This window comes from Azospirillum oryzae (assembly GCF_900177515.1).
GTDB classification, from domain to species: domain Bacteria; phylum Pseudomonadota; class Alphaproteobacteria; order Azospirillales; family Azospirillaceae; genus Azospirillum; species Azospirillum oryzae_A.
In genome coordinates, this window is sequence record NZ_FXAK01000008.1 from 160,253 (window position 1) to 172,490 (window position 12,238).

Genomic DNA, 12,238 nt, shown 5'->3' on the forward strand with positions numbered 1-12,238 from the left:
CCCATCCCGGGCTTCCGCCCTCGATCCTTCACCGTCCGTATGACTAACGAATAGGACGTATATTGCTAAAAGTACAGGGGCAGCGGCGAAAGAAGGGTTAAAGCCTCCCCGTTCTCACAACCTCGGCGAGGAAGCGATAGCTGTCCTTCGGCGTGCGCTCCAGCGTGTCGTAATCGACGCGCACGATGCCGAACCGCTTCGACAGGCCGAAGGCCCATTCGAAATTGTCCAGCAGGCTCCAGCACAGATAGCCTTTGACGTTGCAGCCGTCGGCCAGCGCCTTCGCCACCGATTCCAGATGCTCGCGGTAGAACAGCACCCGCTCGGCATCGTGGATCTGGCCGTCCGGCGTCACCACGTCGTCATAGGCGCAGCCGTTCTCCGCGATGTAGACGGCGGGGTTGCCGTAGCCGGTGCGGAGTTCGGTCAGCAGGTCGTACAGCCCCTCCGGCTGCACCGGCCATGCCATGCCGGTCCAGCGCCGGCACTGCGCCTCGCCCCAGCCGACGTCGAAGGGCCGCCCCTCCTCATGCTTCATCGTCATGCGGGAGTAGTAATTGATGCCCAGCAGGTCGATGGGATAGCGGATCGCCTCCTCGTCGCCGGGCAGCACGAAATCCGCCATCTTGTCGGCCAGCAGCGCCGGGATCTGCCCGCGCATCAGACCATCCAGCGTCACCCGGTTCCACACCGCGTCCCAGCGGGCGGCGGCGGCCACATCCTCCGGCCGGTCGCTGTCGGGGACGCTCGGCTGCAGGTTCAGGACGGTGCCCAGCGTCAGGCCGGAATGCTCCGCCGCGATGGCACGCAACGCGGCACCCTGCGCGAGGTTCTGGTGGTGCAGGGCGCGCAGGATGCCCTGTTCGCCCAGCTTGTGGCCGGGGGCGTGCTCGCCCACGCCATAGCCGAAGATGGCGACGACGTTCGGCTCGTTCAGCATCATCCAGGTCTTGACCCGGTCGGCCAGCCGGGCGGTGACGATGCGGGCATAGTCGGTGAAGGGACCGACGATCTCCCGCCCCTGCCAGCCGCCGGCATCCTCCAGCGGCTGCGGCAGGTCCCAATGATAGAGGCAGGCCATCGGCGTGATCCCGGCCTCCAGCAGCCCGTCGACCAGCCGGTCGTAGAAGTCGAGGCCGCGAGGCTCCACCGCCCCGGTTCCCGTCGGCAGGATGCGCGGCCAGGCGATGGAGAAGCGGTAGCTGTCGAAGCCCGCCGCCTTCATCAGCGCGATGTCCTCCGGAAAGCGGTGGTAATGGTCGCATGCGACGGCGGCGCTGCTGCCGTCCATGATGCGTCCATCAGCGGTGAAGGTGTCCCACACGCAAGTCCCGCGCCCGTCGGCATTCACCGCGCCTTCGATCTGGTAGGAGGCGGTGGACGCGCCCCAGTGGAAATCGGGCGGGAAACTCAGCGGTCTGGCATCGGCGGCCTGGGACACGGGCTGGCTGAAGCTGTCCATTGCTATCCTCCCACGGGGACGTTCGTTTTTCCCAGCATGCCGCAGCCGGACCGTCTTCGCCATGGGACAAGCATGCGGCCGGCATGGGCGCGACGCGGTGGCGCATCAGGGCGTGGCTGCACGCAGGGACTGTGCGGACCCGTCCGAAAGGCGTAGCCTGTTGCGATAAGACGGCGGTCAGCCGCTCCGCTCACGGAGGAAAAACCCATGTCGAATTGCATTGGGCCAAACACCACGAAAATCGTCTTCATCGGCGCCGGCAGCGCCGCCTTCGGGCTCAGCCTGTTCCAGGACCTGTTCTCCACCCGCGAGTTGGCCGGCAGCACCCTGACGCTGGTCGACACCAACAGGCAAGCGCTCGACCGCATGGCGGCGCTGGCCGAGGTGATGAACCGCCACGGCGACGCCGGCATCGTCATCGAGAAGACCACCGACCGCAAGGCGGCCCTGCAGGGCGCCGGCTTCGTGCTGTGCGCCATCGCCATCGACCGCAACCGGCTGTGGAAGCTGGATTTCGAGGTGCCGAAGAAGCACGGCATCCGCCACACGCTGGGCGAGAACGGCGGCCCCGGCGGGCTGTTCTTCACACTGCGCACCCTGCCGCTGATCGTCGACATCGTCCGCGACGTCGAGGCGATCTGCCCCGACGCGCTGTTCATCAACCTGTCGAATCCGGAAAGCCGCATCGTCCTGGGCCTGTCGCGCTGCACCAGTGTACGGACGCTGGGGCTCTGCCACGGCATCTTCCTGGCGCGCTGGTTCATCTGCCAGATCCTGGGCATGGCCGAGAAGGAGGTCGATGTCTGGGGCGCCGGGCTGAACCATTTCCAATGGCTGACCGCGATCCGCGAGAAGGCGACGGGGCGCGACCTCTACCCGCTGCTGCGCGAACGGGAAGCGACGCACGACCCGTCCTTCACCCCGCTGGCGCGCCGCCTGTTCCACGCCTTCGGCCTGTGGGTCACCCCCAGCGACGACCACACCGGCGAGTTCCTGCCCTATGGCTGGGAAGCCGGGGAGCATGGGTTCGACTTCCGCCACGACGAAGAGGGCCGCGTCATCCTGCGCGACCTGATGGACGGCGTCATCGACGGCAGCAAGCCGATCCCCGACGATTGGACCAAGCCGTCCTGGGGCGAGCGGGCGGTGGCGGTGATCGCCGGGCAGTTGCACAACCAGAAGCGCTTCATCGAGAGCGGCATCGTCATCAACCGCGGCGTCATCCCCGGCCTGCCCGACGAGCTGGCGGTGGAGGTGCCGCTGGTGGCCGACGCCGCCGGCATCCACCCGATCTCACTCGGCCGCCTGCCCGACGGCATCGTCAAGCTGCTGTCGGTCCAGGCGAATGTGCAGCAATTGTCGGTGGAGGCGGCGCTGCACGGGTCGAAGGAACTGGCGCTGCAGGCCCTACTGATCGACCCCGTCATCAATTCCAGCACCGCCGCCGTCGCCATCCTGGACGAGCTGTGGGAGGCGAACCGGCCCTACATCCGGGCTTGTTTGTAGGGAGCCTGTCGGCCGATCCGATACGAAAACGGCCGGGAGCGCTGTCGCTCACCGGCCGTTCGGCGGGGAAGATGGGCCAGCGGTTACGGCTTCGGCTCTGCACGGAGAGCGCGGGCGCGAAGGAATGCGTCACGGCAGGACTTGTTCACCGCAGTGGCGATCGGTTCGGGCAAGCGACCACCGTTGGCATCCAGATGAGCCATCAGGCTTTCGCCATCGACGCCGCTGCCGTTCTCCTGTGGCTTACGCTTCGGAATGCCCATACTCGTATCCTCCCGCGCTCCTCGCACCGGCCTGATGGCGATCATACACAATGTAACATGCACAACTATGAAATTTCATAGTTGGTCACCCGGTACGGTGCTCCCAACTCCAGCGGCGATCAATATCCTGTAGGATCGGCCCTGCCCTGTAGCCAAGCTTGGTCAGGAAATCGACTGTCTTCCGGAAGCGCAGGGGAAACTCGCCGAGCGGGAGTTGCTCTTCGGTACGGCAGACGACAACGGCCGGGCGATATCGGTCGAGGAGAATCCGGGTGCACTCGTGCAGGAGGTCGAGCACATGGTGCTTCACATCCGGGTGATAGACCCCCCTGGCCTCATCGCGCCTGTAATGCATCCATCCCCTGTCGAGCACCGCGTCGTAAACGTGGATGCCATGTAGAAGCTCGTACCTGCCGCCGCCCTGATGCTTCAGAGCAGCCGCTGCCGAGATGACCTGCTCCTGCTCGAAGTCCATGGTGATGTCGGTCAAGCAGATGACATAGGGCGGCTCTTCAAGCAGCCGGAACTCGTAAGGCGGCAGGCACGCTTCTAACACGGGCAGTGGCCCCCGGTTGTGGACGCCCGCAATTTAATCGCGTTGCCCGGGAATGGGAAAGGGTGTGACGCAGATCTCCCCTCTTTAAGTCCGTCCCCGCCGGATCAGCCGGGCAGAGGCGAAGCCCAGCCCGGCGGTCAGCGCGCCGACGCCGAGGAACAGCGGCGCGAAGCCGGTGTGGGTGGAGATGTAGCCGTACAGAACCGGGCCGATCCCCTGGCCGATGAAGAAGCTCGACGCGAACAGGGCCAGCGCCGACCCGCGGGCGGTCGGCGCCAGCTCCGTCGCCTGGGTCTGCATGGTGTTGTGCAGCATGTAGAAGCCGAAGCCGGCGACCAGGAAACACAGGCTCACCACCGGCCAGGGCACCGGGAAGGCGATGACCAGATAGGCCAGACCGGCGGCCAGACCGCCGGCCTTCATCATGCCCCATTGGCCGAGCGAGGCGATCAGCCGCCGCACCACGGCGCTGTAGAAGACGCCGCCGATGGCAAAGGCGGCGATGGTCAGCCCGGCCTGGAAGGCGCCGGCCGCGCCATGTTCGATCAGCACCGGCGCCACGAAGGGGAAGACGCCGAAGATCAGCAGCCCTTCCGCCGCCACGGTGGCGAAGACGATCAGCGACGCCGGGTTGGTCAGCACCGTGGCATAGCGCCGCTGCGCGTCCGCCACCGACAGCGGCGACCGCGTCTCCACCTCCCGCGCCAGCCCGATCAGGGCGGCGACGCAGATCAGCGCGGTCAGCCCGGAGGACAGGCCGAACACCATGCGCCAGCCGAACGCCTCGGCCAGGGCGCCCGACACGGCGGAACCGGACATCTGCCCGAGGATCACAGCCAGCAAAAAGCGGCTGATGGCGATCTGGCGCTCCTCATAGGGCACGCGGTCGCCGATCAGCGCCATGGAGGCCGGGATGATGCCGCCGGCGAAGGCGCCGGCCAGCACGCGCCCGGCCATCACTGTGCCGTAGCTCGGCGCGATGGTGGACAGCACGAGGCCGACCGTCAGAATCGACAGGGCCAGCCGGACCAGCCGCGACTTGCCGATGGCGTCGCCGACCGGTCCCAGCACGATCTGCATCAACGCATAGGGAAGCGTGTAGGCCGACGCCAGCAGCGCCGCCTGCCGCACCGTGACGCCGAGGTCGTCGGCGATCAGCGTCAGCATCGGATCGGTGGTGCGCAGAGAAAAGGCGCTGGCGAAGCCGGCGAGGCCGAGCAGGAAGATGAGACGCATGGAGGATCCGAACGGCGACGGTGACGGCAAAGGTGATGGTTTTGGACCTTAGCCGGATCGCCGGCGCGCGTACCGCGGTACGACGGTGATGGCAGGCATGCGCGCGCCGCGGGATCATTCGTGTACGGCATTACCTGCCACGTAATCGATTCAGCTCCCGCCATCGGGCAATTCTGGGTTCGCCGGGACAATCCGGCGGCCAGGACAACGAACCGAGAAAGGGACCTGACGATGACCGACGCGACCCACACCCCCGCCGCAATCGCCGACCTCTACATCGCCGCCTGGAACGAGACCGACCCGCAGCGCCGCCGCGCCCTGATCGCGCAGGGCTGGAGCGAGGATGCCAGCTATCTCGACCCGCTGGCGGGGGTGAGCGGCCATGACGGGCTGGACGCCCTGATCGATGCCGTGCAGCGGCAGTTCCCCGGCCTGCGCTTCAGCCTGCTGGGGGCCGTGGACGGGCACAATGACCGGCTGCGCTTCTCCTGGGCGCTGGGGCCGGAAGGTGGCGAGCCACTCGCCCGCGGTACCGATTTTGCCCTGCTGGCGGCGGACGGACGGCTGCGCAGCGTCACCGGCTTCCTCGACCAGATGCCGACGGCCTGAACCAGACCTATTGCCGGGAGATCGATCATGGGCTTCATCCACACCGACGACGGCGTGCGCCTGTTCTACCGCGATTGGGGCAAGAAGGAGAGCAGCCGACCGATCCTGTTCGTGTCGAGCTGGTCGCTGACCTCCGACGCCTGGGCCTATCAGATGGCGCCGCTGTCCGAGCAGGGCTGCCGTTGCATCGCCTTCGACCGCCGCGGCCACGGCAAGTCCGACGAGTCCCCGTCCGGCTACGGCTTCGACCGGTTGGCGGACGACATCGCCACGCTGATCGACGGGCTGGATCTGCGGGAGGTGACTCTGGTCGGCCATTCGATGGCGACGGGGGAGATCGTGCGCTACCTGACCCGGCATGGCGCCGCGCGGGTAAAGGGGGTGGTGATGGTGGGCACCATCACGCCGCTGATGGCGCGGACCGACGACAACCCCGAAGGCGTCGATCCGGCGATGTTCGAGGCGTTCCGGACGGAGCAGCTGCTGCGCGACTTCCCGAAATGGCTGGGCGACAACATCGACCCCTTCGTGACCGGGGAGACATCAGCGGAGATGAAGGGCTGGATCGTGGGCATGGCGCTGCAATCCTCGCTGTTGGCCCTGCTGGCGTGCAACCGCGCCATCACCTCGGCCGATTTCCGGGCGGAGCTGCCGGCCATCGCCGTGCCGACGCCGGTCGTCCATGGCGACCGCGACGTGACCACGCCGCTGGCGCTCGCCGAGCGCACGGTGGCGCTGATGCCGAACGCCACGCTGTCCTTCTATGAGGGGGCGCCGCACGGCCTGTTCATCACCCACCGCGACCGGTTCAACGCGGAACTGCTGGCCTTCGCCCGCGGATGACGGCAACGATGGCAGCCGAAAATATTGAGTCCGTATGGGTTCGGAGCACTCACCATGCCCCATGGCACCTCTCAGACCACCGGCCGCAACGGCAGGGCACCGGCCGGGCCGCCGGTCGGCGCCCTGCTGCGGTCCTGGCGGCAGCGGCGTGGCCTCAGCCAACTCGATCTCGCCTGCGAGGCCGACATCTCCACCCGCCATGTCAGCTTCCTGGAGACCGGCCGGTCGCAGCCCAGCCGCGGCATGCTGATCCATCTGGCCGAACGGCTGGACGTGCCGCTGCGGGAGCGCAACGCCCTGCTGGTCGCCGCCGGCTTCGCCCCGGTCTACAGCGAACACAGCCTGGACAATCCGGCGATGGAGGCGGCGCGCAGGGCGGTGGATCTGGTGCTGACCGGGCACGAGCCCTTCCCGGCGCTGGCGGTGGACCGGCATTGGCATCTGCTGGCAGCGAACCGGGCGGTGGCGCCGCTGCTGGAGGGGGTGTCGGCGAAGCTGCTGGCGGGACCGGTCAATGTCCTGCGCCTCAGCCTGCATCCCGACGGGCTGGCCGGCCGCATCGGTAACTGGGCGCAATGGCGGGAGCATGTGCTGTCCCGCCTGACCCGCCAGATCGAGGCGAGCGCGGACCCGGTGCTCGTGGCTCTGCGCAGCGAGTTGCAGGGCTATCCGGCGCCGGCCTCGTCTTTGGATGATGGCGGTGGCGAGACTGGGCATCATCCCGACGTGGTGGTGCCGCTGCGGCTGCACACGTCCGTTGGTTTGCTGAGCCTGTTCAGCACGACGACCGTTTTCGGGACGGCGGTGGACGTCACGCTGTCGGAACTGGCGATCGAGGCGTTCTTTCCGGCCGATGCAGAAACAGCGGAGAGGTTGCGCCAGAGGCTCGCCGAAATCCCCTCTCCCCCCGGGGAGAGGGTTAGGGTGAGGGGGTCGCGCGGCGACGATTCTCAAGAATCGCGTACTCTCCGTTCCCCACCAGAGCCACGCAATGCTTCCCCCTCACCCCGACCCTCTCCCCGGGGGGAGAGGGGGATTTCCCCTCGCCCCGCTCTCAGCTCATTGCGACGAGACTGGCGTTGCCGCCGGCGGCGGTGGTGTTGGTGCTGACGGAACGCTCGTTCATCAGCCAGGCGATCTCAACCCCCTCGCCGCCCGTGGGCACGCCCTGGGTCAGGACAAGGGGGCCGGGCAGTTCGGCGATACGGCGGTTGGCGGCCAGCAGGCGGGCGGAGTCACCCTCCACCAGCGCGCCCGCCAGGGGACCGGAGGACAGCCAGTTCGCCGTCACCCGGACAAGGGCGGCAAGCCCGGCCGGCAGGGTCTTCAGGCCGGCGGTCACCGGGGCGTCGCCGTCCACCACCACCTCGTTGCCGGTGGCGAGCGCCGCGCCCATCAGCCGGTACAAACCCTCCTCCGTCTGCGGCAGCAGCAGGATGCGGCCGCGCGGGATCAGGCTGTAGATGTTCTGCTCACCCACCGGGCCGGCCAGTTCGACACTGCCGCCGACGGGGGAGCGCTTCGCCAGGGACCGTACGTCGGTGGCGATGCCCGCCCTGCCCTGCCCCGCCAGCCAGTCGGCGAATGCCTGGGCCGGTGCACGTACGGCGTCGTCGCCGTTAAGACCGATGTCCAGGGACGGACGTACGGACAGCAGGCGGGACAGGTACAGCGGGCCGCCGGCCTTCGGGCCGGTGCCGGACAGGCCGTGGCCGCCGAAGGGCTGTACGCCGACCACCGCGCCGATGGTGTTGCGGTTGACGTACAGGTTGCCGGCCTCGATCCGGCCGGTCACCCGGTCGATGGTGGCGTCGATGCGGGTGTGCAGGCCGAAGGTCAGGCCATAGCCGGTGCCGTTGATGGCGTCGACCAGCCGGTCCAGATCGTCGCGGCGGAAGCGAAGCACATGCAGGACCGGGCCGAACACCTCGCGCTCCAGGTCGGCGATGGTGTCGATCTCGATGATGGTCGGCGCGACGAAGGTGCCGTCGGCGGTCTCCGCCGGCAGCGGCAGCGATTCGACACGGCGGCCCTTGGCCCGCATCGCCTCGATGTGGCGGGTGATGCCGTCGCGCGCCTCCGCCGTGATGACCGGGCCGACGTCGACGGCCAACCGGTCGGGGCTGCCGAGGCGCAGCTCGCGCATCGCGCCCTTCAGCATGGTCAGGGTGCGGTCGGCCACATCCTCCTGCAGGCAGAGGATGCGCAGGGCCGAGCAGCGCTGGCCGGCGCTGTCGAAGGCCGAGGCGATCACGTCGCCGACCACCTGCTCCGCCAGGGCGGAGCTGTCGACGATCATGGCGTTCTGGCCGCCGGTCTCGGCGATCAGCGGGATCGGCGCGCCGTCCGGCGACAGCCGCCCGGCAAGCTGGCGCTGGATCAGGCGGGCCACATCGGTGGAGCCGGTGAACATCACCGCGCGGGTGCCGGCATGGCCGACCAGGGCGGCGCCGACCTCGCCCGCGCCGGGCAGAAGCTGCACCGCACCGGCGGGCACGCCGGCGGCGCGGAGGATGCGAACCGCCTCCGCCGCGATCAGCGGGGTTTCCTCCGCCGGCTTGGCCAGCACCGGATTGCCGGCAGCCAGCGCCGCGGCGACCTGACCGGAGAAGATGGCGAGCGGGAAGTTCCACGGGCTGATGCAGACCACCGGCCCCAGCGGCCGATGGGTGTCGTTGGCAAAGCCGTCGCGGACCCGGGCGCCATAATAGCGCAGGAAGTCGATGGCCTCCCGCACCTCGGCGATGGCGTTGGCGGTGGACTTGCCGGCCTCGCGGATGATCAGGCCTAGCAGGGTCGGCATGCGGGTTTGCATCTCGTCGGCGGCGCGGAACAGGCAGGCGGCGCGCAGGGCCGGCGGGGTGGCGGCCCAGACCGGGGCGGCGGCCTCGGCGAACAGGAAGGCGTCGGCGATGTCGGCCGGGCCGGCCTCGATGCAGTGGCCGACGACGTCGCGGTGGTCGGCCGGGTTCAGCACCGGCTGCACCTTACCCCGGCGCTCGCCATCCGCCAGCAGCGGGGCGGCGGTCCAGGCGACGGTGGCGCTGTCGCGCATCGCGACGGAAAGCTCGGCCAGCGTCGTCTCGTTCGACAGGTCGAGACCGGCCGAGTTCGCCCGCTCGGCGCCGTAGAGATCCTTGGGCAGGGCGATCAGCGGGTTCTTCTCGCCCACCGGCAGGGCGGCGGCGGCCAGCGCCACCGGGTCGGCGACCAGATCGTCGATCGACACGCTCTTGTCGGCGATGCGGTTGACGAAGGAGCTGTTGGCGCCGTTTTCCAGCAGGCGGCGGACCAGATAGGCCAGCAGCGTCTCGTGGGTGCCGACCGGGGCATAGATGCGGCAGGGCCGCTTCAGCGGGCCGACCACTTCCTTGTAGAGCGGCTCGCCCATGCCGTGCAGGCACTGGAACTCGTACTGGCCGACCTTGAACTCGCCGTTCAGATGCGCGGCCATCTGATAGATGGTGGCCAGCGTCTGGGCGTTGTGGGTGGCGAACTGCGGGAACACCGCGTCGGGCGCCGACAGCAGCCGGCGGGCGCAGGCGGCATAGGACACGTCGGTGTGCAGCTTGCGGGTATAGACCGGGAAATCCTCCAGCCCGTCGACCTGGGCGCGCTTGATCTCGCTGTCCCAATAGGCGCCCTTCACCAGCCGCACCATCAGCCGGTGGCCGCTGCGCCGGGCCAGATCGACGATGAAGTCGATGACGTAGGGGCAGCGCTTGCCATAGGCCTGGACGACGAAACCGATTCCGTTCCAGCCCTTCAGGTCCGGATCGAAGCACAGCGATTCCAGCAGGTCGAGCGACAGCTCCAGCCGGTCGGCCTCCTCGGCGTCGATGTTCAGGCCGATGTCGTAGCTGCGGGCCAGCCGGGCCAGCTTGGTGACGCGCGGCAGCAGTTCCGCCATGACGCGGCCGGCCTGGGCACGCGAATAGCGCGGGTGCAGGGCCGACAGCTTGATCGAGATGCCGGGGCCGTCATAGATGCCGCGCCCGGCCGAGGCCTTGCCGATGGCGTGGATCGCGGTCTCGTAATCAGCGTAATAGCGGTCGGCGTCGGCGGCGGTCGTCGCCGCCTCCCCCAGCATGTCGTAGGAGTAGCGGAAGCCCTCCGCCTCCATCTTGCGGCTGTTGGACAGCGCCTCGTCGATGGTCTGGCCGGTGACGAACTGCTCGCCCATCATCCGCATGGCGAAATCGACGCCGCGGCGGATCAGCGGCTCGCCGCCGCGCAGGATCAGCTTGGTCAGGGCGGAGGACAGAGCCTGCTCGCCGCCCAGCACGCCGGTGACCTTGCCGGTGACCAGCAGCCCCCAGGTCGCGGCGTTGACGAACAGCGACGGGCTGTTGCCGAGATGGGCGCGCCAGTCGCCGCCGGCGATCTTGTCGCGGATCAGCGCGTCGCGGGTGGCGCGGTCGGGAATGCGCAGCAGCGCCTCCGCCAGACACATCAGCGCCACGCCCTCCTGGCTGGACAGGCTGTATTCATGGATCAGCCCCTCCACCCCGCGCCCCTGCGGCTTGGCGCGCAGCGCCGCGATCAGCGTGCGCGCGGTCTCAGCCGCAGCATTGGTCACCTTGGCCGGCAGCGCCGCCTGATCCACCAGCCATGCCACGCACTCCGGCTCCGGCCGGCGATAGGCGGCGGTGATCGCCTGACGCAGCGGCCCCGCCGGACGAACGACGGGGGCGAAGGCGGCGAAGGGGCCGGTCCCGCTGGAGAGGGACGGCTCGGTGGCGGGGACAACGCTCGGATCGGTCATCTGGTTCATCGCGTGGCTGGCTCTGGTCGGGGGGCGTGGAGCGGCGGCTTTGGAAAGCCCGTGTCCGGCGGGTTGCGGAGGCCGATCCGATGCCTGTCAGGCTAACCGATTTTCCGGGATCCTTTCCAACTGGTATTTAAGCCACTTTGCCGATTTAAATTCTGGCTATAGGCACTCACGCAGAATCAATTACGAGCACTACGGCAAAATCTCAGAACATCCGGCCGGTTTTCGGGGCCGCGTGACGGGCGCATCCGTTTTTACCGAATAAAAGTCGGCAGCGCGGGCCTCTGGCCGACGGCACAGGGGAAATGTCTGGCACGATTCCGCAAATTCGATGGGATGATGGACAGAACGCCCGAACAGCCGGGAGTCAGCCCTTCAGCGGCTTCGGACGGCTGGCTTCCGGCGGCTTGCGCACGGGGATCGGGGGTGCGGCCTTCTCCATGCCGCCCTCCCCCAGATAGGTCTGGGCCGCGGCGACGACGGAGCGCCAGGGCCGCTGCAGCGGGAACTCCGGCCAGCCGTTGGCGAACAGGCCGGAGATCATCCAGCCGGCCATCAGCGTGACCGCCAATTGTTCGGAAAAGCCGCCCGTCTTCAGGATCGGCAGCGCGAAATTGCGCCGCCGCTTGATCGGCCACAGCAGCGGCAGTCCGGCCGGGGTCAGCAGGTCGCCGGCCAGATGGGTGAGATAGCCGACGATGAACGGGATCAGCAACCGTTGGTAAGCCGCATGTTCATGCAGGACCCACAGGCAGCCGGCGATGGCGAGCGCCGAATGGGTGACGCCGCGATGGCCGAAGATGTTGGACACCGCGGTGGATAGCGGCTTGACCATCTGGCCCAGCGTCGATTTCGGATGGTCGATGTCCGGCGCCAGCGCCCCCAGAATCGCCGCGCCGAAGGCGACCGCGTCGAAGGTCATCCCGTACCGGCTCGACAGGTAGAACCAGGTGGCGCCACCGACGATTATGTGAGAGGACGCCATCACCGTC

At 68.3% G+C, this 12,238-nt stretch carries 10 protein-coding genes; 4 read left to right on the forward strand and 6 right to left on the reverse strand.

What is annotated here, in order from left to right:
- Window positions 1-97 precede the first annotated feature (97 nt).
- Window positions 98-1,462, reverse strand: coding sequence for a GH1 family beta-glucosidase (locus B9N97_RS26760; RefSeq protein WP_085090884.1), 1,365 nt, complete (start codon window positions 1,460-1,462; stop codon window positions 98-100).
- 207 nt (window positions 1,463-1,669) lie between these two features.
- On the opposite strand from B9N97_RS26760, the gene B9N97_RS26765 reads away from it, so the two are divergent.
- The gene (locus B9N97_RS26765; RefSeq protein ID WP_085090885.1) at window positions 1,670-2,968 is read left to right on the forward strand and encodes a family 4 glycosyl hydrolase; all 1,299 of its coding nucleotides are present in this window, start codon (window positions 1,670-1,672) and stop codon (window positions 2,966-2,968) included.
- An 83-nt stretch (window positions 2,969-3,051) separates the two neighbouring features.
- Here the strand turns inward: B9N97_RS26765 and B9N97_RS26770 are convergent, their stop codons facing one another.
- From B9N97_RS26770 to B9N97_RS26780, 3 genes are all read right to left on the reverse strand, one after another.
- A complete protein-coding gene (locus B9N97_RS26770) occupies window positions 3,052-3,231 on the reverse strand; it encodes a hypothetical protein (protein ID WP_085090886.1) in 180 nt (59 codons plus the stop codon).
- Window positions 3,232-3,316: 85 nt separating this feature from the next.
- Complete coding sequence (locus B9N97_RS26775) at window positions 3,317-3,721, reverse strand: hypothetical protein (RefSeq protein WP_143266886.1); 405 nt, start codon at window positions 3,719-3,721, stop codon at window positions 3,317-3,319.
- 150 nt (window positions 3,722-3,871) lie between these two features.
- Window positions 3,872-5,023: an MFS transporter gene (locus tag B9N97_RS26780; protein WP_085090888.1), complete on the reverse strand. Its 1,152-nt coding sequence runs from the start codon at window positions 5,021-5,023 to the stop codon at window positions 3,872-3,874.
- Between the two features lie 231 nt (window positions 5,024-5,254).
- Between B9N97_RS26780 and B9N97_RS26785 the strand changes: the two genes are divergently transcribed.
- Genes B9N97_RS26785 through B9N97_RS26795 form a run of 3 tightly spaced genes read left to right on the forward strand, consistent with a single transcriptional unit; the run spans window position 5,255 to window position 7,585 of the window.
- Entirely contained in the window at window positions 5,255-5,632 is a 378-nt protein-coding gene (locus tag B9N97_RS26785; RefSeq protein WP_085090889.1) for a nuclear transport factor 2 family protein, read from the forward strand.
- A 27-nt stretch (window positions 5,633-5,659) separates the two neighbouring features.
- Entirely contained in the window at window positions 5,660-6,475 is an 816-nt protein-coding gene (locus B9N97_RS26790) for an alpha/beta fold hydrolase (RefSeq protein ID WP_085090890.1), read from the forward strand.
- A 54-nt stretch (window positions 6,476-6,529) separates the two neighbouring features.
- On the forward strand, window positions 6,530-7,585 hold the full coding sequence (locus tag B9N97_RS26795; protein ID WP_085090891.1) for a helix-turn-helix domain-containing protein: 1,056 nt from the start codon (window positions 6,530-6,532) through the stop codon (window positions 7,583-7,585).
- Here the strand turns inward: B9N97_RS26795 and putA are convergent.
- Entirely contained in the window at window positions 7,530-11,240 is a 3,711-nt protein-coding gene (gene putA, locus B9N97_RS26800) for a trifunctional transcriptional regulator/proline dehydrogenase/L-glutamate gamma-semialdehyde dehydrogenase (protein ID WP_143266887.1), read from the reverse strand. The genes B9N97_RS26795 and putA overlap by 56 nt on opposite strands.
- A gap of 373 nt (window positions 11,241-11,613) precedes the next feature.
- Window positions 11,614-12,231: a metal-dependent hydrolase gene (locus tag B9N97_RS26805; RefSeq protein WP_085090893.1), complete on the reverse strand. Its 618-nt coding sequence runs from the start codon at window positions 12,229-12,231 to the stop codon at window positions 11,614-11,616.
- Between the last annotated feature and the right edge of the window lie 7 nt (window positions 12,232-12,238).

Coding starts and splice junctions, on each gene's coding strand:
- B9N97_RS26760 (WP_085090884.1), bottom strand. CDS start 1,462: ATGGACAGCTTCAGCCAGCCCGTGTCCCAGGCCGCCGATGCCAGACCG.
- B9N97_RS26765 (WP_085090885.1), top strand. CDS start 1,670: ATGTCGAATTGCATTGGGCCAAACACCACGAAAATCGTCTTCATCGGC.
- B9N97_RS26770 (WP_085090886.1), bottom strand. CDS start 3,231: ATGGGCATTCCGAAGCGTAAGCCACAGGAGAACGGCAGCGGCGTCGAT.
- B9N97_RS26780 (WP_085090888.1), bottom strand. CDS start 5,023: ATGCGTCTCATCTTCCTGCTCGGCCTCGCCGGCTTCGCCAGCGCCTTT.
- B9N97_RS26785 (WP_085090889.1), top strand. CDS start 5,255: ATGACCGACGCGACCCACACCCCCGCCGCAATCGCCGACCTCTACATC.
- B9N97_RS26790 (WP_085090890.1), top strand. CDS start 5,660: ATGGGCTTCATCCACACCGACGACGGCGTGCGCCTGTTCTACCGCGAT.
- B9N97_RS26795 (WP_085090891.1), top strand. CDS start 6,530: ATGCCCCATGGCACCTCTCAGACCACCGGCCGCAACGGCAGGGCACCG.
- putA (WP_143266887.1), bottom strand. CDS start 11,240: ATGACCGATCCGAGCGTTGTCCCCGCCACCGAGCCGTCCCTCTCCAGC.
- B9N97_RS26805 (WP_085090893.1), bottom strand. CDS start 12,231: ATGGCGTCCTCTCACATAATCGTCGGTGGCGCCACCTGGTTCTACCTG.